Source organism: Citrobacter sp. JGM124, from assembly GCF_018257795.1.
Taxonomy (GTDB): Bacteria; Pseudomonadota; Gammaproteobacteria; order Enterobacterales; family Enterobacteriaceae; genus JGM124.
Window position 1 is genome coordinate 12,789 of record NZ_JAERJD010000012.1, and the last position, 23,023, is coordinate 35,811.

Annotated in this window: 19 protein-coding genes and 1 riboswitch; of the genes, 12 read left to right on the forward strand and 7 right to left on the reverse strand. The window is 48.2% G+C overall.

What is annotated here, in order from left to right:
• Position 1: 1 nt before the first annotated feature.
• Complete coding sequence (locus JK154_RS15690; protein ID WP_211993505.1) at positions 2 to 274, reverse strand: DUF3811 domain-containing protein; 273 nt, start codon at positions 272 to 274, stop codon at positions 2 to 4.
• Positions 275 to 474: 200 nt separating this feature from the next.
• Positions 475 to 1,830 carry a lysine-sensitive aspartokinase 3 gene (gene lysC / locus JK154_RS15695; RefSeq protein WP_211993506.1) on the reverse strand — a complete coding sequence of 452 codons (1,356 nt, stop codon included), beginning with the start codon at positions 1,828 to 1,830 and terminating at the stop codon, positions 475 to 477.
• 98 nt (positions 1,831 to 1,928) lie between these two features.
• Positions 1,929 to 2,169: riboswitch (Lysine riboswitch) on the reverse strand.
• Between the two features lie 236 nt (positions 2,170 to 2,405).
• Here lysC and pgi point away from each other — a divergent pair.
• From pgi to ubiA, 4 genes are all read left to right on the forward strand, one after another.
• Complete coding sequence (pgi, locus tag JK154_RS15700; protein WP_211993507.1) at positions 2,406 to 4,055, forward strand: glucose-6-phosphate isomerase; 1,650 nt, start codon at positions 2,406 to 2,408, stop codon at positions 4,053 to 4,055.
• A 201-nt stretch (positions 4,056 to 4,256) separates the two neighbouring features.
• Positions 4,257 to 4,664, forward strand: coding sequence for a phosphate-starvation-inducible protein PsiE (gene psiE / locus JK154_RS15705; protein ID WP_211993508.1), 408 nt, complete (start codon positions 4,257 to 4,259; stop codon positions 4,662 to 4,664).
• Between the two features lie 159 nt (positions 4,665 to 4,823).
• On the forward strand, positions 4,824 to 5,333 hold the full coding sequence (ubiC, locus tag JK154_RS15710; RefSeq protein ID WP_211993509.1) for a chorismate lyase: 510 nt from the start codon (positions 4,824 to 4,826) through the stop codon (positions 5,331 to 5,333).
• 3 nt (positions 5,334 to 5,336) lie between these two features.
• Entirely contained in the window at positions 5,337 to 6,209 is an 873-nt protein-coding gene (ubiA, locus tag JK154_RS15715) for a 4-hydroxybenzoate octaprenyltransferase (RefSeq protein ID WP_211993510.1), read from the forward strand.
• Between the two features lie 51 nt (positions 6,210 to 6,260).
• Here ubiA and plsB read toward each other — a convergent pair whose 3' ends face one another.
• Positions 6,261 to 8,708 (reverse strand): glycerol-3-phosphate 1-O-acyltransferase PlsB, encoded by a 2,448-nt coding sequence (gene plsB, locus JK154_RS15720; RefSeq protein WP_211993511.1) that lies wholly within the window; start codon positions 8,706 to 8,708, stop codon positions 6,261 to 6,263.
• 135 nt (positions 8,709 to 8,843) lie between these two features.
• Here plsB and JK154_RS15725 point away from each other — a divergent pair, with 135 nt between their 5' ends.
• The 3 genes from JK154_RS15725 to dinF all read left to right on the forward strand — a co-directional run bounded on the left by JK154_RS15725 (position 8,844) and on the right by dinF (position 11,345).
• The gene (locus JK154_RS15725) at positions 8,844 to 9,212 is read left to right on the forward strand and encodes a diacylglycerol kinase (RefSeq protein WP_211993512.1); all 369 of its coding nucleotides are present in this window, start codon (positions 8,844 to 8,846) and stop codon (positions 9,210 to 9,212) included.
• 107 nt (positions 9,213 to 9,319) lie between these two features.
• Positions 9,320 to 9,928 carry a transcriptional repressor LexA gene (gene lexA, locus JK154_RS15730; RefSeq protein WP_211993513.1) on the forward strand — a complete coding sequence of 203 codons (609 nt, stop codon included), beginning with the start codon at positions 9,320 to 9,322 and terminating at the stop codon, positions 9,926 to 9,928.
• 82 nt (positions 9,929 to 10,010) lie between these two features.
• Positions 10,011 to 11,345, forward strand: a complete 1,335-nt coding sequence (gene dinF / locus JK154_RS15735; RefSeq protein WP_211993514.1) for an MATE family efflux transporter DinF — start codon at positions 10,011 to 10,013, stop codon at positions 11,343 to 11,345.
• A 110-nt stretch (positions 11,346 to 11,455) separates the two neighbouring features.
• Here dinF and zur read toward each other — a convergent pair whose 3' ends face one another.
• Positions 11,456 to 11,968, reverse strand: coding sequence for a zinc uptake transcriptional repressor Zur (gene zur / locus JK154_RS15740; protein ID WP_211993515.1), 513 nt, complete (start codon positions 11,966 to 11,968; stop codon positions 11,456 to 11,458).
• Positions 11,969 to 12,213: 245 nt separating this feature from the next.
• On the opposite strand from zur, the gene dusA reads away from it, so the two are divergent.
• A complete protein-coding gene (gene dusA, locus JK154_RS15745) occupies positions 12,214 to 13,212 on the forward strand; it encodes a tRNA dihydrouridine(20/20a) synthase DusA (protein ID WP_211993516.1) in 999 nt (332 codons plus the stop codon).
• A gap of 211 nt (positions 13,213 to 13,423) precedes the next feature.
• On the opposite strand, the gene JK154_RS15750 is transcribed toward dusA, so the two are convergent.
• Positions 13,424 to 14,407, reverse strand: coding sequence for a quinone oxidoreductase (locus tag JK154_RS15750; protein ID WP_211993517.1), 984 nt, complete (start codon positions 14,405 to 14,407; stop codon positions 13,424 to 13,426).
• A gap of 80 nt (positions 14,408 to 14,487) precedes the next feature.
• On the opposite strand from JK154_RS15750, the gene dnaB reads away from it, so the two are divergent.
• The 3 genes from dnaB (at position 14,488) to JK154_RS15765 (ending at position 18,320) form a co-directional block, all read left to right on the forward strand.
• On the forward strand, positions 14,488 to 15,894 hold the full coding sequence (gene dnaB, locus JK154_RS15755; RefSeq protein WP_211993518.1) for a replicative DNA helicase: 1,407 nt from the start codon (positions 14,488 to 14,490) through the stop codon (positions 15,892 to 15,894).
• A 93-nt stretch (positions 15,895 to 15,987) separates the two neighbouring features.
• On the forward strand, positions 15,988 to 17,067 hold the full coding sequence (gene alr, locus JK154_RS15760) for an alanine racemase (RefSeq protein ID WP_211993519.1): 1,080 nt from the start codon (positions 15,988 to 15,990) through the stop codon (positions 17,065 to 17,067).
• A gap of 59 nt (positions 17,068 to 17,126) precedes the next feature.
• The gene (locus JK154_RS15765) at positions 17,127 to 18,320 is read left to right on the forward strand and encodes an amino acid aminotransferase (protein WP_211993520.1); all 1,194 of its coding nucleotides are present in this window, start codon (positions 17,127 to 17,129) and stop codon (positions 18,318 to 18,320) included.
• A gap of 102 nt (positions 18,321 to 18,422) precedes the next feature.
• Here the strand turns inward: JK154_RS15765 and uvrA are convergent, their stop codons facing one another.
• The gene (uvrA, locus tag JK154_RS15770; protein WP_211993521.1) at positions 18,423 to 21,248 is read right to left on the reverse strand and encodes an excinuclease ABC subunit UvrA; all 2,826 of its coding nucleotides are present in this window, start codon (positions 21,246 to 21,248) and stop codon (positions 18,423 to 18,425) included.
• A gap of 227 nt (positions 21,249 to 21,475) precedes the next feature.
• Here uvrA and ssb1 point away from each other — a divergent pair, with 227 nt between their 5' ends.
• Entirely contained in the window at positions 21,476 to 22,006 is a 531-nt protein-coding gene (ssb1, locus tag JK154_RS15775; protein WP_211993522.1) for a single-stranded DNA-binding protein SSB1, read from the forward strand.
• 63 nt (positions 22,007 to 22,069) lie between these two features.
• Here ssb1 and JK154_RS15780 read toward each other — a convergent pair whose 3' ends face one another.
• Positions 22,070 to 22,903 carry an alpha/beta hydrolase family protein gene (locus JK154_RS15780; protein ID WP_211993523.1) on the reverse strand — a complete coding sequence of 278 codons (834 nt, stop codon included), beginning with the start codon at positions 22,901 to 22,903 and terminating at the stop codon, positions 22,070 to 22,072.
• Positions 22,904 to 23,023 lie beyond the last annotated feature (120 nt).

A 23,023-nucleotide genomic window follows, 5' to 3' on the forward strand; every position in this document is an offset into this window, starting at 1 on the left:
ATTAGCGTTTCCCGCGGGTATGGTTATTTGCTGACCAGGAAAACGAGGCTGAAGTATCGGGTTTAAACGTATTTTTCTTTTTAATCTGGCGTGCTTTTTTGGCCGCCAGTTCACGCTCTGCCATGAGTTTGTCGATGTACTCTTTCTTTACTTGGTTTGTTTCCGAATTGGTTAGTTGACGACCTCGGGCAATGCGGGCGCGATCCAGCAAGGTTTTAAGTTCACGTTGTTCGCCTTCCGTCATATCTTTCTGCGTCAGTCTGACTATGGACATCTGTACGACCTCTTAGAGAACGGTTTTTTAGTGTAAATCAAAGCGCTTCTTTTCTCAGTAAGTATCCGTGTAAAAAATGATCTCAATAATCACTGATGTCTATTTTTTGTCGTTCAGGGACTGATACACCGAATGGTGGCAGATTTCAGGGATAAAAAAGCCGGGTTTGTACCCGGCTTGGACGATAGATCCAGGCACTATTATGGCTGTTCAAACAGATTGCGGTGCAGTTTTTGTACCACTTGCTCTGCTTCATGACCAGGAACCAGGAAGCAAAGGTTATAGCTGGAGGCACCGTAACAGATCATCCTGATATTAAAAGGCTCCAGGACGCCAAATACCTCTTTACCCACACCACAAGCTTGTGAAAGGTTGTTACCGATGATCGCAACTAAAGCCAGGTTTTCCTCTACCTCGACACGACACAGGGTAGATAACTCGGTCAGCAGGGCAGAGGTGAGTAAGCTGTCCCCTGTAGAAGTCGACCCCGTGGTGTCAAGCGTCAGTGCAACGTTGACTTCCGACGTGGTTACCAGATCCACTGAAATATTATGACGAGCCAGAATGCTGAAGACTTCCGCCAGAAAGCCACGTGAATGAAGCATGCTTAAACTATGCAGAGTCAGCAGGGTTTGCTTACGGCGTAAAGCTAAGGCACGGAACAGGGGGGGGTTGTGAGTCGTGTTACAAACCAGTGTTCCTCCGGCAGCAGGATCTTTACTTGAACCAACGAAAACAGGAATATCGCTACGCACTGCAGGCAAGAGAGTCGCAGGATGGAGAACTTTAGCACCAAAAGTAGCCATTTCAGCCGCTTCTTCAAAGGCGATACGATCGATACGCTTCGCCGCAGGAACCACACGTGGGTCCGTGGTGTAAATACCCGGCACATCTGTCCAGATATCGACACGTGAGGCATGTAGGGCCTCACCCAGCAAGGCGGCGGTATAATCACTACCGCCACGGCCAAGCGTAGTGGTTCGTCCTTTTTCTTCGCTACCGATAAAGCCCTGGGTTATCACTAACGACTCAGATAAATGCGGTGCCAGATATTGAGAGACCAGCTGGCCCAGCATGGCAACGTCTGGTTCAGCACGCCCGAAACGATCGCTGGTACGCATGACTTTACGCACATCGAACCAGTGCACATCCACATCCCGTTGACGGAGAATCTCGGTAAACAACAGGGTGGACATCAGTTCCCCATGACTGACCAGTTCGTCGGTTAACGCAGTTGACGTCGCCAGAGACGCGGCTTCTGCCAAAGCAGATATATTCTCCAGAAGACGATCAATTTCTTCGCTGATAACAGGTGACTGAGTAAGGTGCTCAAGAATGTCGTACTGAATTTTACGAATGGCGTCGAGCTTTTCCTGACGCAAGTCAGAGTCAACACCTTCAGCCAGGGCAACCAATAAATTTGTTACGCCAGCGGAGGCAGACAGTACGACAACACGCACTTCACTATTAGATAAAACAATATCAGCACTGCGATTCATCGCCTCAAAATTTGCAACGCTGGTACCACCAAATTTGGCGACTACGGTTTGGGACATAACGACCTCGTGTCAGGGAGCTAGATTACTGGCAAAAATTATTCAGCCTTGGCACAAGGAGAGAGCGATAAACGGGGTGGGCGCAGACAACTACGGATTCACCCAGAAGTGCTCCACCTTGTTGACCGACTTGGTGATGGCATTAATTTGCCGGGCAAGTCGGTATTAAAATATTCGTTACCGAATACTTAGGGTGACAACCCAGAGGATTCAGCCCCTGTGGTCGATGATGGGCGTTACCATACGCGACATCACCTCGGCGTTACTCCCCCTCTCACGTATCGTCACTGGACTGGCTCCTCTGATACTTTACCTGGGTAACGCGCCTCTTCTGGCCTGTGTAAACACAGGTTAGGCTCTAATAAATAAAGGTTCACGGCGGGGATGTCAACGTCCGGGTTATGCGGATTTTTCATCTGGCATCGGGAAAGAAGAATTTAACTAATAACGTCTATACTTTGCTATCGTCATGTGGAATACATCCCACACAAGGGGATATGAAAAGCGTCACAATTTTTGTCGTCAGACGTTACAATCAAATATCGTTCCGATTCTTAAATCACACGAGTATTGCTATGAAAAATATTAACCCAACGCATACCAAAGCCTGGCAGTCACTTCAGGATCACTACGAAGAAATTAAAGATGTGACTCTTGCGGAATTTTTCGCGCAAGATGCCACGCGTTTCACGAAATTCTCTGCCACCTTTGACGACGCTATTCTGGTCGATTTTTCTAAAAACCGTATTACAACCGAAACACTTGAAAAGCTACAGGCGCTGGCTAAAGAGACGGATCTGCAAGGGGCCATCAAGTCCATGTTTGCGGGTGAAAAAATTAACCGTACTGAAGATCGTGCGGTTCTCCATGTAGCGTTACGCAATCGTAGTAACACCCCCATTCTGGTGGATGGTAAAGACGTCATGCCAGAAGTTAACGCCGTGCTGGAGAAGATGAAATCTTTCTCTGAAAATATTATCAGCGGTCGCTGGAAGGGCTACACCGGTAAATCCATTACCGATGTTGTTAATATTGGTATCGGTGGTTCTGATCTGGGGCCATTTATGGTGACAGAAGCACTACGCCCTTATAAAAACCACCTCAATATGCACTTTGTTTCTAATGTGGACGGTACCCAAATCGTTGAGGTTCTTAAGAACCTTAATCCAGAAACGACACTGTTCCTGGTGGCTTCCAAAACCTTCACCACTCAAGAAACGATGACCAATGCTCACAGTGCGCGTGACTGGTTCCTGACCGCGGCAGTGGATGCACAACACGTTGCCAAACACTTTGTGGCACTGTCCACCAATGGCAATGCTGTCAGCGAGTTTGGTATTGATACTGCCAACATGTTTGAGTTCTGGGACTGGGTTGGTGGACGTTATTCCCTATGGTCTGCGATTGGTTTGTCGATTGTTCTGTCCATTGGCTATGACAATTTTGTTGAGTTACTGAGCGGCGCTCATGCCATGGATAAGCACTTTGCTGAAACGCCTGCAGAGAAAAATATCCCGATCTTATTGGCACTGATTGGCCTGTGGTATAACAACTTCTTTGGTGCAGAAACCGAAGCAATTTTACCTTATGATCAATACATGCACCGTTTTCCTGCCTATTTTCAACAGGGTAATATGGAGTCGAACGGTAAATATGTTGACCGTGATGGCAACCCTGTGGATTACCAGACCGGCCCAATCATCTGGGGTGAGCCTGGTACTAACGGGCAGCATGCTTTCTACCAGCTGATCCACCAAGGAACGAAACTGATCCCTTGTGATTTTATCGCTCCAGCAATCACCCATAACCCACTGTCAGATCATCACCCCAAACTGTTGTCTAACTTCTTTGCTCAGACTGAAGCTTTGGCATTCGGTAAGTCACGTGAAGTCGTTGAGCAAGAATTTGTTGCCCAAGGTAAAGATCCAAAAACGCTGGATTATGTGGTGCCATTTAAAGTATTCCAGGGTAATCGGCCAACCAACTCTATTTTGCTGCGAGAAATCACCCCTTTTAGCCTGGGGGCACTGATTGCTATGTATGAGCATAAGATTTTCACTCAGGGTGCGATCCTGAATATTTACACCTTTGATCAATGGGGTGTGGAGCTTGGTAAGCAGCTTGCCAGTCGTATTCTGCCTGAACTGAATAATGACGATCAGGTCACCAGTCACGACAGCTCGACCAACAGCCTGATTAACCGTTACAAAGCCTGGCGCGCATAGCATAAATAGCAGCCTGGACTACCATCAGTTCATTATTAAATGCCCGCACATGTTGCGGGCATTTTTTATCTTTCTGTGTGCCTTTAAGTCCTACTTGCATGCGTCGGTAATAATAAAAAAACCACATTGGTTAAAAATAAGATGTAGATCACACTTTAAGCTTGTAAAATCCCAATTACACTTAAAGTAAACGAGGTTTTTATGCCAGCTACGGTACGGGGAGAGTGGGTCTCGAAGATACTGCAGGCAGTACTCAATTTGGGGCTGATAATGCTTGCCGTTATCCTGATTATCTTCCTCTGCAAGGAAACTATTCATATGGCGGAGGTTCTGTTTGCACCGACAGAACAGGCCGGCAAGTATCTGTTTATTGAAGCGCTGGTGGTTTACTTTTTGTATTTTGAGTTTATTGCCTTGATCGTTAAATATTTTCAGTCAGGTTACCACTTCCCGCTACGCTATTTTGTCTACATTGGTATTACAGCCTTGGTTCGTCTTATCATCATTGATCATAAGTCACCTTCAGATGTGCTTATTTACTCAGGGTCGATTCTGATACTCGTCATTGCTCTGTGGTTATGTAATAGCAGCAGATTAAAACGAGAATAACTCCCTTCCATACTCTGATCTTCACTTCAGGCTATCTGCTATAGATAGCCTGTTTTGTCTCTTTCCCTTGGACTACTAAAGCAATTTTTATGCTCGCCTGCTCTGTAAAGGCGATTCTGCGTTACAATACCGCCAGGTATCACCGTGGAGTATATTTTCATGACTGACGCGCTGTCGCCTTTGCGCGCCTTACAATTTTTCGACTCGCTTCCTCAAGAACTGAATGCTGCCTGGCTTGACTGGTTGCTGCTGGAAGACTCGATGACCAGACGTTTTGAGCAGCATTGCTCTCAAGTCACAGTTCGTATCGTTCGGGAAGCGTTTGTCCTCCAGGAGGAGTGCCGCGATGAGGCTGCTCTTCTTCCTCCCTCAGAACGTTACTGGCTACGCGAAATTATTCTTTGTGGTGATGATGAACCCTGGCTTTTGGGGCGTACAGTCGTACCAGAGAGCACTCTCAATGGGCCTGAGTTAGCGCTACAGGGATTAGGGAATACTCCGCTGGGTCGTTATCTTTTTAGCTCATCTTCTTTAACCCGTGATTATATCCAAATTGGATGCAGCGAAGCATTGTGGGGAAGGCGCTCTCGTCTGAGGTTGTCTGATAAGCCGCTAATGCTTACTGAACTTTTCTTGCCGCATTCTCCGTTGTATAGAGAGGAAAGATAGTTGATGGAGTGGAGTCTGAACCAGAAAAAATTATTGGCTTACCATCGGTTGATGCGTACAGATAAACCGATTGGGGCTTTGTTACTGCTCTGGCCAACGTTATGGGCTCTTTGGCTGGCAACGCCGGGTATCCCGCCCCTGACCATTTTGGCTATTTTTATTGCGGGCGTCTGGTTAATGCGCGCAGCCGGGTGTGTGGTAAACGATTATGCTGACCGCAAATTTGATGGCCATGTAAAGCGTACCGCCCACCGCCCGTTACCAAGCGGTGATGTGACTGAAAAAGAAGCTAAAGGTCTCTTTATCGGGCTGGTGGCTCTGGCGTTTCTGTTGGTACTGATGCTCAATACGATGACGATTTTGTTATCGATAGCAGCCCTGGCATTAGCCTGGATGTACCCGTTTATGAAACGTTATACCCACCTGCCGCAAGTTGTTCTGGGAGCTGCATTTGGCTGGTCAATTCCAATGGCTTTTTCTGCGGTGAGTGAAACGGTCCCGCTAACCTGTTGGTTGCTGTTTATCGCAAACATCTGCTGGACAGTGGCTTACGATACGCAGTATGCCATGGTCGATCGTGATGACGATCTTAAGATTGGAATTAAGTCTACTGCGATCCTGTTTGGACAGCATGATCGGTTAATTATCGGCATGCTGCAAATTGCGGTGATTGTACTGATGGCAGTAGTTGGAAAATTAAACGGGCTTAATGGCGCATTTTATTGGTCGTTGTTGCTGGCCAGTGCGTTATTTATTCACCAGCAGAAGTTGATCTCCGGTCGTGGTCGTGATGAATGCTTTCGTGCTTTTATGAATAATAACGCTGTCGGGCTGGTGATCTTCTTGGGTATCGCTTTGAATTTTTTGCACTTCTAATTTGACTGGCAAGCCGCCCATGGAAAAGACGGCTTGCCATATCAGACGGTGTTATGCCGTAACGCCTGGCACAACGCCACCCTCCTGAGTTGCAGCACTTTCGATAGTAAGCCGAACATCCGGAGCGACCAAATTCGCCAGCATTTGGTAGACCTTCATCGTCTCACGAGGTTCAGCATCTCCAGTATCACTGATATAGCCTTCATTACGCAGGGTTAAGACGAGCGACGTAAATACGGCCTTATCAAAGAATTCTGGTGCGTTAATACCATGTAACACGGATAAACGTTGTGCAACGGTACGGCTTTCTCGCTCCAGTGTTCCCCGATTAATGGATGGGTCCGCACTCAGTAGCCAAAAGGTGATTGCGTAGCGCTGCAGTGTTTCACGAACCCCTGCGGCCAGCAATTCCAGTATCAGTGCCCCGGTGTTATTGACGGTGATTTTATCATCGCCAATTACCACCAGTTGCTGACGTGCCAATTCAGCCAGCAAGGAATCTACTTCTTCAATGAGTTGCTGATCGTCCCAGCGCAGGAATAGTTCAGCTTTTAGCATTGGATAGACAACGGTAATTTGCTGTATTAATGCTTCGCGTGTCATCTGCCCGTGCTGTGTAATAACGGCCGCTATTAACGACGGTAACACCAGCATGTGCATAATGTTATTGCGATAGTAGGTCATTAACACCGCTTGTTCTCGGGGCAGAATGATAATGTCGCCGATGGTATCCTTTTCCAGCTCGAACTTGTTCATCTGCAATGCATGGTCAATCAGTGCATCTGCAGTCACCACTGGTGATGTGATATCCGGTGAATAGGGCACGTTATGCAGCAGGCCCAGGTAGCAATTAAGTTGGGCGGTTAACTGCTCCCGGGTTAAGGAGCGCTGACGTGAGGCCAGTAATGCAGTACAGCATAGGTTCATTGCATTTGCCGCACCTGCATTGTTGATTCTTACCATCAGGTCGAGAGCAATGTTATTGACCGTCGGTGTTAGCCAGGCTGGGCGGATCGCTTCAATAGGATCTATGGCGTCGCGCCATTCTGGAACGTGCTGATTGAGGTAGGTCATTAGCGGTAGAGGTTCACCAAAATTCACATAGCCCTGGCCCAGGTTACGTAGTTTACTCAACCCGCGTACCATCTGGATAAAGCTCTCTTTTTCTTTGGTTGCTCCCCGCAGTTCGTTGGCATAGGTTCCCACTTCCATGACATGTTCGTAACCGATATAAATCGGTACTAGCGTGATGGGACGTGAGCCACCCCGCAGCATTGCCTGGATAGTCATCGACAGGGTGCCCGTTTTAGGATCGAGCAAACGACCAGTACGTGAACGCCCACCTTCGACAAAATACTCCACCGAATAACCCCGGCTAAAGAGTTCACCTAAATATTCCCGGAACACTGTGGAGTAAAGTTTATTACCTTTGAAAGTCCGTCGAATAAAGAAAGCACCCAGCCGCCGGAAAATAGGCCCTGCTGGCCAGAAGTTTAAGTTAATGCCGGCCGCAATATGCGGTGGAACTAACCCCTGATGATAAAGTACATACGACAGCAGCAAATAGTCCATATGGCTGCGGTGGCAGGGCACGTAGACGATTTCATGACCATCATGGGCCAGTTGACGAACTCGTTCAGCGTTATGGACATTAATACCTTTATACAAGCGGTTCCATGTTAGCCCTAAAACCCGGTCCGTAAGGCGTACCGCTTCATAAGAGAAATTAGCCGCAATCTCTTCCATTAATGCAATTGCATTCTGCTGTGCTTTTTCGTGAGAGATTTTCTTACTTCGGGCCTCATCTTCAACCGCACGAGCAATCGCCTTAGATGCCAGTAGCTTGTTAAAAAGGTCCTGACGAGCAGGCAGGCGTGGGCCTACTGCGGCTAAACGCTGACGTGCAAAATGGGTACGCGCAACGCGCGCCAGTTTTTGCGCAATTGATTTATCAGTGCCATGTTCCGTTGCCATACGACGGAGGGATACGGGTTGGGAAAAACGGACAAAGCTATCCCGACCCAGCCAGGAAACAGCAAAAAATTTCTGTAAACCGTTCAGTGTGCGCAGAGGGGGATTGGTTTCCCCTTTTTCACGACCCGGTGAGCGACCAAACATCACTGAAACCGGAATCATCTGTATATCGAGTTCAGGATTACGGTTATGCAGATCCAGGTAGTCGTGAAACAGCTTGATAGACTCTTCTTTCGGGGTGTAATAGGTGAAAACACGCGGCCCCCCATGAATAAAGACAAAGCGAGGTAAAGTGACCCCATCAATGTCTAAAGGAACGAGAGGATCCGGAAGACCATGAGCCAGACACTGGGCTCGCAGGGTTAATATGTCGGCCTTAGAGTTATAAGGCAGGACGTATACAATAGGGCGTGCAGGATCCAGCTCCAGTTCACTGACGGGATCTGCGGGGATAGACTTACTTTTTACCAGAATGCTTAATGGTAAATTGAGTAATTTATAGTAAATTCTTGACCAGCCTGACATAGACGATGTAAAGCCTCAGGTTAATAATACAAATGCTGCGCAAGGATACCAGAAACTTCAGGGAATTTCTGTGGCGCAACAGTTTAGACTTAATCTATGAGCATTGACGCTCAGAATTTAAAAAGGTTCTTTTTCATGGCGAGTCATACTTCTGGCATTATCCGTATCATTAAAGCAGCCGGTTATTCATGGCAAGGATTACGTGCAGCATGGCGTAACGAAGCTGCTTTTCGACAGGAAGGCATTATGGTACTTGCCGCCATTGTCATCGCCTGCTGGTTAGATGTTGATCCTGTGACCCGGATCCTGTTGATAGGCTCAGTCGTTCTGGTCATGATCGTAGAGATCATCAACAGCGCAATCGAGGCCATCGTCGACAGGGTGGGAACGGATTACCATGAACTTTCCGGGCGTGCTAAAGATATGGGGTCTGCCGCAGTATTAATAGCGCTTATTTTAGCCGCTGTCACTTGGGGAACGCTATTATGGGCACATTTACGATGATCCTCCCAAAGTGCCTGAATTGCTTGTTTTCGCTTAATTTATGGTTTCAAATTCACCGTTAGCTGTATATACTCACAGCATAACTGTATAAACACCCAGGGGGTGGAATGAAAGCATTAACGACCAGACAGCAAGAGGTGTTTGATCTTATTCGGGATCATATCGCTCAGACCGGCATGCCACCAACCCGCGCCGAAATTGCCCAGCGTCTGGGGTTTCGTTCTCCTAACGCCGCTGAAGAGCATCTTAAAGCACTCGCGCGTAAAGGGGTAATTGAAATAGTCTCTGGCGCATCCCGTGGTATTCGCCTTTTGATTGAAGAAGAGCAGGGCCTGCCTTTGATTGGCCGTGTGGCTGCGGGTGAACCCCTGTTGGCTCAACAGCACATTGAAAGTCACTATCAGGTAGATCCTTCACTGTTTAAGCCTGGCGCTGATTTTTTACTGCGTGTCAGTGGCATGTCAATGAAAGATATCGGTATTCTCGACGGTGACTTACTGGCAGTACATAAAACACAGGAAGTGCGTAACGGTCAGGTTGTCGTCGCCCGTATTGATGATGAAGTGACGGTTAAGCGGCTGAAAAAACAAGGTAATACAGTTCATTTATTACCGGAAAACAGTGACTTTCAGCCTATTGTTGTTGACTTGCGCCAGCAAAATTTCACGATCGAAGGCCTGGCTGTTGGTGTTATTCGCAACGGTGAATGGCTGTAAAATTCCCTCAGCGTGGTGCGTTGTTATATCACCCGCACCACGTTAACATCATTCCCTCACTAAAGTTCACGTAGGTCCTGCTATGCGACTCTTCTCACCCGCGGATAGTGCGCTATGGCGGCTTGCGCTGCCGATGATTTTTTCAAATATCTCGGTGCCTCTGCTCGGGTTGGTAAGTATCGCCGTTATTGGCCATCTTGACAGCCCGGTGTATCTCGGTGGGGTGGCTGTTGGTGCAACCGCGACCAGTTTTCTGTTTATGCTGTTATTGTTTTTGCGCATGAGCACCACGGGCATGACGGCTCAAGCATTTGGCGCTAAAGATACTCATCGCCTTGCCCGAGCCTTAGTTCAGCCGATGATTCTGGCCTTCATTGCCGGGATTTTGATAGTCCTTTTCCGCTCACCTTTGATAAACCTGGCATTGAATATTGTGGGGGGTAACGGCGATGTTCTGGTTCAGGCCCGTGCCTTTCTTGATATCCGTTGGCTGAGTGCGCCAGCTTCACTGGCCAACCTGGTTTTGCTCGGTTGGCTGCTGGGAGTACAGTATGCCCGGGCTCCGGTGATACTGCTGGTGGTTGGCAATATCCTCAATATTTTGCTCGATCTGTGGCTGGTCATCGGTCTGGAGATGAAAGTCGAAGGTGCTGCATTAGCAACGGTAGTGGCTGAATATGTGACCTTTATTATTGGGTTATTGATGGTCAGAAAAGTCATGCTGCTACGTGGGATAACATGGCGGGTGTTTAAAGACAGCTGGCGGGGAGATATGCGGCGATTGCTGGTTCTCAACCGAGATATCATGTTGCGATCACTGCTGCTGCAACTCTGCTTTGCCGGGATCACCATCTTTGGTGCCCGCTTGGGGGGGGAAATTGTTGCCGTGAATGCAGTTCTGATGACGCTGCTGACCTTTACTGCCTATGCCCTGGATGGCTTTGCTTACTCTGTTGAGGCTTATTCCGGGCAAGCCTACGGTGCGCATGATAGTAGCAAGTTACTTGAGGTATGGTATGCCTCCTGTCGCCAGGCGGGGCTGGTGGCACTGGCATTTGCAGGTATTTACGCCCTGGCAGGGCCTTCTATTATTGCGCTTCTGACTTCGCTACCAGAGATCCGCCAGCTGGCTGATACCTATTTGCCGTGGCAAATCATTTTACCTCTGGTAGGGGTATGGTGTTATTTACTGGATGGGATGTTTATTGGTGCGACACGTGGGGCTGACATGCGTAACAGTATGGCGGTTGCTGCATTAGGTTTTGGCCTGACTTTACTGACATTACCCTGGTTGGGTAATCATGGTTTGTGGCTGGCACTATCCGTCTTTTTATCCTTACGGGGTATAGCGTTGGCCTTTATCTGGCGTCGGCATTGGAAAAATAATACTTGGTTCGGTGGTGTGAGCCAGCATTAACCCTGGTCAGTGAGGGCGGCTGGTTACAGGAAGGTAAACCGAAAGGGAGCTTCAGTGGTCTGGTACATTACCATGCTGTTTTACAGCAAGAATGTCTCTCCCTTTTACGATTAGCGCTTTTTCTTCATCAGAATAGAGTGGTCATGGCCACATCCCTCACGATGTCGGCAGGCTTCCACCTCAGCACAGTCGGCACACAAGCCATGTGCTTCCATTATCGAGTGATGCAGAGCGAACCCGATCCGGGACGCCAGACTATGCATGATATCTTCCACGCCCTGTGCGGCCTGCTCTTTTACCGCGCCACATCGGTCACAAATGAACATTGCAGAAGAGTGGGTGGGGTGGTCTATCAGATTGCATAATACATAGCTATTGGTTGACTCAACGCGATGAATAAATCCCTGTTCCAGCAAGAAATCCAGCGCACGATAGACGGTGGGGGGTTTCGCTTGTGGTTCGCTCACGCGCAGGAGATCCAGCAGGTCATAAGCGCTAATCGCCCCGCTTTGTTGTGCCAGTAAACGCAATACTTCCAGTCGTTGCGGAGTCAGGCGTACATTACGCTGCAAACAGAGCTTTTCAGCCTGCGCTAACATATTTTGAACTGTTGTTGTATCCATCAGTTTCTCCCGGTATTTGACCCTGTATAATACCATAAGGAACATAAAATGAAGAATTAAGCGCCATCTCGGTGTCGTTACCAGAAAGATACAGGGCACTGTCTCACAGATGACCAGCGTCATTAAAGGAGGGCAGATACCTCCCACAGCACTTTATGGTATAGTAGTGACCCTGGCCGACCCGCCCCTGCTTGCTCGCTAAATGCAGCGTTTTTTTTAACTGAACCCGAAAACATCCAGCAACTATGCCCTCACAACAACATACTCACGCTTTCCCATCATCCCGTTTCTCCATTGCACCTATGCTGGACTGGACAGATCGTCACTGTCGTTATTTTTTGCGTCAGTTGTCACGCCACACGTTGCTGTACACCGAAATGGTGACGACAGGGGCTATTATCCACGGAAAAGGGGACTATTTAGCCTACAGTGAAGAAGAACATCCACTGGCTCTGCAACTCGGCGGGAGTGATCCACAAGCATTAGCACACTGCGCTAAACTGGCAGAGGCGCGGGGCTATGATGAAATAAACCTCAACGTTGGCTGCCCTTCAGACCGGGTTCAGAATGGTCGTTTTGGTGCCTGTCTGATGGGGGATGCACAGCTGGTTGCAGATTGTGTAAAAGCGATGCGTGACGTGGTTTCCATTCCGGTAACGGTAAAAACCCGTATTGGAATTGATGATCAGGACAGTTATGCCTTTCTGTGTGACTTTATTGAAACGGTATCAGGAAAGGGGGAGTGTAACGAGTTTATCATTCACGCCCGTAAGGCATGGTTATCCGGACTAAGCCCGAAAGAGAACCGCGAGATCCCTCCCCTGGACTATCCGCGAGTTTACCAATTGAAGCGTGATTTTCCGCATCTGACGATGTCGATTAATGGCGGTATTAAGACTCTGGAAGAGGCGAAAACTCACTTGCAGCATCTTGATGGGGTTATGGTCGGGCGTGAAGCCTATCAAAATCCGGGTCTGCTGATTCAGGTTGATCGTGAGATTTTCGGTTCTACTGATCCTGAGCCTTGCCCTTTCGCGGTAGTCCGTGAAATGTACCCTTATATTGAGCGTGAGCTGGCAAAAGGCACCTATCTGGGGCATATCACACGCCATATGCTGGGCTTATTCCAGGGAATACCCGGTGCTCGCCAGTGGCGTCGTTATTTAAGTGAAAATGCGCATAAAGCAGGGGCTGATGTCAGCGTGGTCGACCATGCGCTCTCATTGATAGAGAATAAGCGTTAGTTTTGATACAACATAACCAGAATGATTCTGAGATTGAGGGGTGGATCACATGCTGGTATTTATTCCAGTCCCCGGCATTTTAATTGGTTTCAAAATCTGACACTATCCTTGGCGATTAACGAATTCATCGCACTGTACCCTACATACAGTACGAAATAAAAAAGAAAGGGCTTCCTGGTGGAAGCCCTTATTATTTGTATTTAATTATAAATCAGGGAATCAAAAGACTGGAGCCTTGGGTAGCACGGCTTTCCAGAATTTGATGGGCGTGGACCGCATCATCCAGGGAAAAAATCTGACTTTTCGCCACATCAATACTGATTTGGCCACTGGCAATGAAAGAGAATAACTCACTACTCGCTTCATCAAGTTCTTCACGCGTCGTGATATAGCCATTTAAAGAGGGTCGGGTCGCGAAGAGAGAGCCTTTTTGGTTCAGAATACCTAAATTAATCCCTGTTACCGGCCCGGAAGAGTTACCAAAGCTGACCATTAAGCCGCGTGGCTGCAGGCAATCCAGTGAAGCCTCCCAAGTATCTTTACCGACTGAGTCATAGACCACTGAGACTTTCTTACCATTGTTCAATTCTACAAGACGCCGGGCAATATTTTCATCGCGATAGTTGATGGTCTGCCAGGCTCCGGCTTGTTTGGCCCGGATGGCCTTTTCCGCCGATCCGACGGTACCAATCAGCCTGGCCCCTAATATTTTTGCCCACTGACAAGCTATCAGACCAACACCTCCAGCAGCAGCATGGAATAGAAAAGATTCACCTGACTGAATTTTATACGTTTTACGCAGCAAGTAGTAAACGGTCAGCCCCTTGAGGAAAGAGGCCGCAGCCTGTTCAAAAGAGATAGCATCTGGCAGTTTGGCTACTTTATCCGCCAGCACATTATGCACGGTACTGTAAGCACCTAAGGCTGATTGGGCATAAACCACGCGATCTCCCACCGTTAAATGGGTCACATTACGACCCACTTGACTGACGATACCGGCGGCTTCAGTACCAAGGCCGCTTGGCAATGACGGTGGGGGATAAAGTCCACTCCGAATATAAGTATCAATATAGTTAATACCAATGGCTTTGTTCTCTACCTGAACTTCATCATCAGCAGGGGGATTAGGCGTAAACTCAACGAGTTGTAGCACATCAGGCCCACCATGCTGGCTAAACTGAATACGTTTGGCCATAGAAACTCCTTGTGTCTTCGAGGACTAAGACTGGGTTATACTTTTAACTCTTATACTATGAACTTGGTAACACCTTCACTATGGCAGGAAAAAAACCCTTCAACAAACCGAATGAACCTCGCGACCGTCAGGTCGAAGGCCTGAAGATGCCGCCGCACTCTCTTGAGGCGGAACAATCGGTGTTGGGTGGTTTAATGCTGGATAACGAACGCTGGGATAACGTCGCTGAACGTGTTGTCAGCAACGACTTTTTCAGTCGACCACACCGCACCATCTTTACTGAAATGCAGCGCCTGCTGGAAATGAATAAACCCATCGACCTGATTACGCTGTCTGAGTCTCTTGAACTCCAGGGGCACCTTGATAGCGTCGGTGGTTTTGCTTACCTTGCTGAATTATCAAAAAATACGCCAAGTGCGGCGAACATCAGCGCATATGCTGATATCGTTCGCGAACGAGCAGTCGTTCGTGAAATGATTGCCGTTGCGAATGAAATCGCTGATGCAGGTTATGATCCCCAGGGGCGTTCCAGTGAAGATCTTTTGGATCTGGCGGAATCCCGTGTTTTTCAGATAGCGGAAAATCGCGCGAATAAAGATGAAGGCCCGAAAAGTATCGATCAGATCCTTGAGGCAACAGTGTCGCGGATCGAATCACTCTACCAGACCCCTCATGATGGGGTGACAGGAATTGATACGGGTTATAACGATCTGAATAAGAAGACGGCGGGTCTGCAACGATCTGATTTAATCATTGTGGCGGCACGTCCTTCAATGGGTAAAACCACTTTTGCAATGAATTTGTGCGAAAATGCAGCCATGTTGCAAGAAAAACCAGTACTTATCTTTAGTCTTGAAATGCCCGGTGAACAGCTGATGATGCGTATGCTGGCTTCACTCTCCCGGGTTGATCAGACGCGTATTCGTACGGGTCAGCTTGATGACGAAGACTGGGCTCGTATCTCCAGCACCATGGGAATTTTGCTTGAAAAGCGTAATATGTACATTGATGACTCTTCAGGGCTGACACCAACCGAAGTGCGTTCACGCGCTCGGCGGGTTTATCGTGAGCATGAAGGCTTGAGCATGATCATGATCGATTATTTGCAGTTAATGCGTGTACCGTCACTCTCTGACAACCGTACCTTAGAAATTGCAGAAATATCCCGTTCCCTGAAAGCATTGGCCAAAGAGCTTCAGGTTCCAGTCGTGGCACTTTCACAGCTTAACCGCTCTCTGGAACAACGCGCCGATAAACGTCCGGTTAACTCCGATTTACGTGAATCTGGCTCTATTGAACAGGATGCTGACCTGATTATGTTTATTTATCGTGATGAGGTGTATCACGAAAACAGTGACCTGAAAGGTATTGCGGAAATTATCATTGGTAAGCAGCGTAATGGGCCTATTGGTTCCGTTCGCCTGACCTTTAATGGCCAGTGGTCTCGATTTGATAATTACGCCGGGCCACAATACGACGAAGAGTAGTATTCCCGCCTCCTGATGAACAATATTAAGCAGGATCGTGCATTGTCGTGCATATTGGGGAATGTTTAACCTATTTTCAAGCAAGGAATGGATATGCAAGCGGCCACTGTTGTCGTTAACCGCCGCGCTTTGCGACACAATCTACAACGTCTGCGTGAACAAGCTCCAGGGAGCCGCATAGCTGCAATAGTTAAAGCGAATGCCTATGGTCACGGCTTGCTGGAAACGGCACGGACGCTCACTGGGGTGGATGCTTTTGGTGTTGCTCGTTTTGCAGAAGCATTACAACTGCGGGAAGGTGGGATTACTAAACCAATTTTGTTGCTGGAGGGGTTTTTTAATCCCCATGATCTGCCCACCATTGCCGCTGAAAACTTTCATACGGCAGTACACAGCCTTCAACAGCTCGAAGCCCTCGAGCAGGCCATTCTGGAACGCCCCATTAATGTCTGGATGAAACTCGATACCGGAATGCATCGTCTCGGTATCAGGCCCGAAGAGGCTGATGCCTTTTATCAACGCCTGACAGAATGCAAAAATGTTTGTCAGCCAGTGAATATCATCAGCCACTTTGCCCGAGCCGATGAACTGGCGTCGGAAGCGACCACTGATCAGATGATGGTGTTTACCCATTTTACTGCCCGGAAGCCCGGGCAGCGTTCTATCGCGGCCTCTAACGGCATTCTGTTCTGGCCAGAATCACACCTCGACTGGGTTCGGCCTGGTATCATTCTGTATGGTATTTCACCACTGGAACATAAACCCTGGGCTGAAGCGTTAGGGTTTCAGCCTGTGATGACGCTGCGATCCAGTCTGATTGCGGTACGTGGGCATAAACAAGGTGAACCCGTAGGGTATGGTGGACTCTGGCATGCCGAACGAGATACCTGCCTGGGAGTGGTGGCCATGGGCTATGGTGATGGCTATCCCCGTTGTGCTCCTTCAGGCACACCGGTGCTGGTTAACGGACGGGAAGTACCCATCGTCGGGCGGGTTTCTATGGATATGATCTGTGTTGACTTAGGGCCAGATGCCCAGGATAAACCCGGGGATAGTGTGGTGATGTGGGGAGAAGGCTTACCTGTTGAGCGTATCGCTGCAATAACAAATGTAAGTGCTTACGAACTTGTTACGCGCCTGACATCACGTGCCGTGATGGAGTATCTGGACTGATTGTCCCTGCCTGGTTTACAGTGAAGATGCCGACGACTGTAAACCAGGAGAACCCCAAAGTGTTTCAAAAAGTTGACGCCTATGCAGGCGACCCCATCCTTTCGTTGATGGAACGTTTCAAAGTTGACCCACGCCAGGATAAGGTCAATCTCAGCATTGGCCTTTATTACGATGCGGAGGGGACTATCCCTCAGCTTCAGGCCGTTGCTGCGGCAGAAGAAAAACGCAATGGGCAACCTAAAGAAGCTTCTCTCTATTTACCTATGGAAGGGCTTAGGGATTATCGTTCTGCCATTGCGCCACTTTTATTTGGTGCCACTAGCCGGGCTTTAGATGAGGGGCGTATTGCCACGATTCAAACGTTAGGTGGTTCCGGTGCATTGAAAGTGGGGGCTGACTTTTTGAAATCCTACTTTCCAAATTCACAAGTGTGGGTCAGCGATCCAACCTGGGAAAATCACATTGCTATCTTTTCTGGTGCTGGCTTTAACGTGAATACTTACCCGTGGTTTGATGAACAGAACCATGGGGTTCGTTTCCAGGAGCTTCTGGAAACACTTAGCAGCTTACCAGAGCAAAGCATCATATTAATGCACCCTTGTTGTCATAACCCTACCGGGGCTGATCTCACCAATAGCCAATGGGACGTGGTTATTGATGTACTGAAAGCCCGTAATCTGATCCCTTTCCTTGATATTGCTTATCAAGGTTTTGGCGCGGGAATGGAACAAGATGCTTACGCTATCCGCGCCATGACGGATGCAGGTTTACCTGTTTTAGTCAGTAACTCATTTTCCAAAATATTTTCCTTATACGGCGAGCGTGTTGGCGGCCTGTCAGTGGTGTGTGAAGACGCTGATGCCTGTGTACGCGTATTGGGGCAACTTAAAGCAGCGGTTCGGCGTAATTACTCTAGCCCGCCTGCATTTGGTGCCCAGCTCGTTGCCACCGTACTCAATGATGAAACGCTAAAAAACCACTGGCTTGCAGAAGTTGAGGGGATGCGCGTGCGAATTCTGGAGATGCGTCAGGTGTTGGTTAATGCCCTCAAATCTGAAATGCCAGGGCGTGATTTTGACTATCTGCTAAAACAACGTGGGATGTTTAGCTACACGGGTCTGAGCGCTGCTCAGGTTGAACGATTGCGGGAGGAGTTTGGTGTTTACTTGATTGCCAGTGGTCGTATGTGTGTTGCAGGGTTGAATCATCATAATGTACAGCGCGTCGCTCAGGCGTTTGCTGCGGTAATCTGAGTGTGCACTAACAAACCTTCATTACACTGACAGTGAAGGTTTGTTATGCCGTATAACGCCTGATTACAGCCAGCCCCTTACCAGACGTAAGGGGCCTGTGAATTAGGCTAATAATGGCTTGAGGAAGCGTGCAGTATGGGATGTCTCACATTCTGCTACCGTTTCTGGTGTGCCAGAAACCAGAATTTCACCCCCACCGCTGCCCCCTTCAGGGCCCAAATCGACAATCCAGTCCGCTGTTTTAATCACATCTAAGTTATGCTCAATGACCACAATGGTATTGCCCTGGTCACGCAACTGATGCAGGACTTCAAGTAACTGCTGAATATCCGCAAAATGCAAACCTGTCGTAGGCTCATCGAGTATATAGAGTGTCTGCCCCGTGCCGCGTTTCGAGAGTTCACGTGCCAGTTTAACGCGCTGGGCTTCACCACCAGAAAGTGTCGTGGCAGACTGGCCAAGGCGAATGTAAGAAAGCCCGACATCAATCAGCGTCTGTAATTTACGCGCGAGGGCCGGAACAGCATCAAAGAATGCTCTTGCATCTTCGATAGTCATATCCAGCACCTCATGGATACTCTTACCTTTATACTTAATTTCAAGGGTTTCACGGTTATAACGCTTGCCTTTGCACTGGTCACAAGGCACATAAATATCAGGCAAAAAGTGCATTTCAACTTTAATGACACCGTCACCCTGGCAGGCTTCACAGCGGCCACCGCGAACGTTGAAGCTAAAACGCCCAGGGGTATAACCACGAGAACGCGCCTCCGGTACTCCAGCAAAGAGTTCCCGCACCGGTGTAAATACCCCGGTATAGGTTGCCGGGTTAGAGCGCGGGGTTCGGCCAATAGGGCTCTGGTCGATATCAATGACTTTATCGAAATGCTCCAGTCCTTGAACATCACGATAAGGTGCTGGTTCGATGATCGTGGCCCCGTTTAGCTGACGCTGGGCTATCGGGAACAATGTATCGTTAATCAGGGTTGATTTGCCGGAACCAGAAACCCCCGTAATACAGGTAAACAGACCGACTGGCAGAGTTAAGGTGACATCTTTAAGGTTATTACCTTTAGCACCAACCAGTTTCAGCACTTTTTCCGGATCAGCGCTGACACGTTGCTTTGGTACCTCAATTTTACGTTTACCACTCAGGAACTGCCCGGTTAATGACTCAGGAACCGCCATAATGTCCGTCATGGTGCCTTCTGCCACCACTTGCCCGCCATGCACCCCGGCTCCTGGGCCAATGTCGATAATGTGGTCCGCGGCCCGGATTGCATCTTCATCATGCTCCACCACAATCACGGTATTACCGAGATTACGCAGGTGAATCAGCGTTTCCAGTAAACGCTCGTTATCACGCTGGTGCAGGCCGATAGAGGGTTCATCCAGCACATACATAACGCCGACTAAACCAGCACCAATCTGGCTGGCTAGACGGATACGCTGGGCTTCCCCTCCAGAAAGGGTTTCTGCGGAGCGGGAAAGTGACAGATAATTCAGGCCGACATTGACCAGAAACCGTAGACGATCGCCAATCTCTTTCAACACTTTTTCAGCAATCTGAGCACGTTGACCACTGAGTTTCATGTTCTGGAAAAACTCCATTGCATGACCAATGCTCATATCTGAAATCGTCGGCAGAGCAGTATTTTCAATAAACACATGACGTGCTTCACGCCGCAGACGAGTTCCCCCACAGCTATTACAAGGGCGGTTACTAATGTACTTTGCCAGCTCCTCACGTACAGCAGAAGATTCCGTCTCTTTGTAGCGGCGTTCCATGTTATTTAAAACACCTTCGAAGGGATGACGGCGTACCGAAGTATCACCCCGATCATTCATATATTTAAATTCAATATTCTCTTTGCCAGAACCATGCAGCACCACCTGTTTAACTGCTGAGGTGAGATCTTGCCATGGGGTTTCCACATCAAATTTATAATGATCTGCCAAGGATCGTAGCATGGTAAAGTAGTAAAAATTACGACGATCCCAGCCACGAATCGCTCCGCCAGCGAGTGACAGTTCGGGGTTTTGAACGACCCGATCCGGATCAAAATATTGCTGAACACCCAGCCCGTCGCAGGTTGGACAGGCTCCTGCCGGATTGTTAAAGGAAAACAGGCGAGGTTCAAGTTCACGCATGCTATAGCCGCAGACAGGGCAGGCAAAGTTAGCAGAAAACAGCATCTCTTCCGCCGCGCTATCATCCATATCGGCAACAATGGCAGAACCGCCAGAAAGTTCCAGTGCAGTTTCAAATGACTCTGCCAGGCGCTGGCTAATGTCATCACGTACTTTAAAACGATCGACCACCACTTCGATTGTGTGTTTTTTCTGTAGTTCAAGTTTCGGTGGATCGGAGAGATCGCACACCTCACCATCAATACGAGCCCGGATGTAGCCCTGACCGGCAAGGTTTTCCAGCGTCTTGGTATGCTCACCTTTACGATCTTTAATAATGGGTGCCAGCAGCATTAAACGGCGGCCTTCTGGCTGCGCCAGCACGTTATCCACCATCTGACTGACGGTTTGTGCGGCTAACGGGATATCATGATCCGGGCAACGGGGCTCACCGACGCGTGCATACAATAAACGCAGATAATCGTGCACTTCAGTGATGGTACCCACGGTTGAACGGGGGTTATGGGAAGTGGATTTTTGTTCAATAGAAATCGCCGGTGACAGACCTTCAATGTGGTCAACATCGGGCTTTTCCATTAAGGACAGAAACTGACGCGCGTAAGCAGAGAGTGATTCAACGTAACGTCGCTGGCCTTCGGCATAGAGCGTATCGAATGCCAGTGATGATTTACCCGAACCCGAAAGCCCAGTGACAACAATAAGCTTGTCACGCGGGATGACGAGGTTGATATTTTTGAGATTGTGGGTGCGGGCGCCCCGAACTTCTATCTTATCCATTCACCTTTCCCGAATGATAACGATGTGCGGTTGGTACTGGTAGCACCACCGACGACCAGAATAATTCATTATGGCATAATAAAAGCTGAATGAATATCCAGTACTCTGATGGAATAATGTATGCTTAACATAAATTCTGGAATGTTGCTCGCAGCTATAAACATCGACAGGGGCATGCTAGAATTGCGCGTTTATACTATTTATTACATGTTCCAGGAGATATGAATATGGCCAGCAGAGGCGTAAATAAAGTGATTCTCGTCGGGAATCTGGGTCAGGATCCAGAAGTACGCTATATGCCAAATGGTGGTGCTGTTACGAACATCACTCTGGCCACTTCAGAGTCCTGGCGTGACAAGCAAACCGGCGAAACGAAAGAGAAAACAGAATGGCACCGTGTAGTTCTGTTCGGTAAGCTCGCTGAAGTTGCTGGCGAGTATCTGCGTAAGGGGTCACAAGTCTATATCGAAGGTTCACTGCAAACGCGCAAATGGACTGACCAGGCGGGTGTCGAGAAATACACCACGGAGATCGTTGTTAACGTGGGTGGCACCATGCAAATGCTGGGTGGACGCCAGGGCGGCGGAGCACCGGCGGGTGGTAATGCAGGCCAGCAGCAAGGTGGCTGGAGCCAGCCGCAGCAGCCGCAGGCAAATAACCAGTTTAGCGGTGGAACACAATCCCGCCCTCAACAGAACGCAATGCCTGCACCATCGAATGAACCGCCAACGGATTTTGACGATGATATCCCGTTCTGATAAATAAACGGTAAAAAATATAAAACAGCCTCTCATCGCTATAAACTGATGAGAGGTTTTTTATTACTTATTTTTCGCCTGTTCTTTTTCCAGGGCATTTTTCATAAACAGTAGCTGATATTTTATCGCATTACCCCAGTAGTCCCAGGTGTGCCCCCCAGGGCCTTCCTGATATGTGTGATCCACTCTAAGCTCAAGTAAACGCTGGTGCAGCTTTCTGTTTGGTTCAATAAAAAAGTCATCGATACCACATTCAATAAAAATAGGAATATTCAGGTTAATAAACTGATGGGCATTATTGATGATTGCTTTTTCATTCCAAAATTTTGCATTATTCACCGGATCGCCAAAGACCTTTTCCAGCCCCCAGTTTTTAGGATAGTCTCGGGGATCAACGCCACCACTCATACTGCCTGCGGCACCGAAAGTGTCAGGATAGTTTAAAGCAATATTGAGGGCACCAAAGCCTCCCATACTCAGGCCTGTAATGGCACGGCCGTCTTTAGCGGCAATGGTTCTAAAGTGCTTGTCTATGTAGGATGGAACATCGTAGCCAATATATTTTTCATAGTAACTTTTGGCGATCTGCGGGCTATTTATATACCATTTGTCATAATCACCATCCGGCATTACGATGATTAGCTGATAGTTATCAGCCAGTGTGGCGACTGTCGTATTTTTAGTCCAGTCTTTATCATTGCCACTCCAGCCATGGAGTAAATAAACTGTAGAATAATTCTTATCTCCTTTAACGTAACTGTCTGGCAAAACTACGGTTGCATGTAAATTCTTATCAATATTATCACTGGCTATTTCGACACGTTTAATCTCATAAGAGTAGGCATTTAATGAAATACAGAATAAAAAAGTCAGAGCGATATTTTGTTTTTTTATCATCAAATTAGTCTCTTCGCGTAGTATTCTATCTAAGATATAGCCAATAATATTGATTTAGCTACCTGGTATTCTTATTTATGTGACAGGCACGGCTATGTTTAAATTGCCCCGGAATGTCCC

Excerpts from the sequence above, each read along its gene's own strand:
- dnaB (WP_211993518.1), top strand. The coding sequence starts at position 14,488 with ATGGCAGGAAAAAAACCCTTCAACAAACCGAATGAACCTCGCGACCGT.
- ubiC (WP_211993509.1), top strand. The coding sequence starts at position 4,824 with ATGACTGACGCGCTGTCGCCTTTGCGCGCCTTACAATTTTTCGACTCG.
- pgi (WP_211993507.1), top strand. The coding sequence starts at position 2,406 with ATGAAAAATATTAACCCAACGCATACCAAAGCCTGGCAGTCACTTCAG.
- lysC (WP_211993506.1), bottom strand. The coding sequence starts at position 1,830 with ATGTCCCAAACCGTAGTCGCCAAATTTGGTGGTACCAGCGTTGCAAAT.
- dinF (WP_211993514.1), top strand. The coding sequence starts at position 10,011 with ATGCGACTCTTCTCACCCGCGGATAGTGCGCTATGGCGGCTTGCGCTG.
- JK154_RS15780 (WP_211993523.1), bottom strand. The coding sequence starts at position 22,903 with ATGATAAAAAAACAAAATATCGCTCTGACTTTTTTATTCTGTATTTCA.
- JK154_RS15725 (WP_211993512.1), top strand. The coding sequence starts at position 8,844 with ATGGCGAGTCATACTTCTGGCATTATCCGTATCATTAAAGCAGCCGGT.
- dusA (WP_211993516.1), top strand. The coding sequence starts at position 12,214 with ATGCCCTCACAACAACATACTCACGCTTTCCCATCATCCCGTTTCTCC.
- psiE (WP_211993508.1), top strand. The coding sequence starts at position 4,257 with ATGCCAGCTACGGTACGGGGAGAGTGGGTCTCGAAGATACTGCAGGCA.
- lexA (WP_211993513.1), top strand. The coding sequence starts at position 9,320 with ATGAAAGCATTAACGACCAGACAGCAAGAGGTGTTTGATCTTATTCGG.
- ubiA (WP_211993510.1), top strand. The coding sequence starts at position 5,337 with ATGGAGTGGAGTCTGAACCAGAAAAAATTATTGGCTTACCATCGGTTG.
- JK154_RS15750 (WP_211993517.1), bottom strand. The coding sequence starts at position 14,407 with ATGGCCAAACGTATTCAGTTTAGCCAGCATGGTGGGCCTGATGTGCTA.
- JK154_RS15690 (WP_211993505.1), bottom strand. The coding sequence starts at position 274 with ATGTCCATAGTCAGACTGACGCAGAAAGATATGACGGAAGGCGAACAA.
- plsB (WP_211993511.1), bottom strand. The coding sequence starts at position 8,708 with ATGTCAGGCTGGTCAAGAATTTACTATAAATTACTCAATTTACCATTA.
- alr (WP_211993519.1), top strand. The coding sequence starts at position 15,988 with ATGCAAGCGGCCACTGTTGTCGTTAACCGCCGCGCTTTGCGACACAAT.
- ssb1 (WP_211993522.1), top strand. The coding sequence starts at position 21,476 with ATGGCCAGCAGAGGCGTAAATAAAGTGATTCTCGTCGGGAATCTGGGT.
- zur (WP_211993515.1), bottom strand. The coding sequence starts at position 11,968 with ATGGATACAACAACAGTTCAAAATATGTTAGCGCAGGCTGAAAAGCTC.
- uvrA (WP_211993521.1), bottom strand. The coding sequence starts at position 21,248 with ATGGATAAGATAGAAGTTCGGGGCGCCCGCACCCACAATCTCAAAAAT.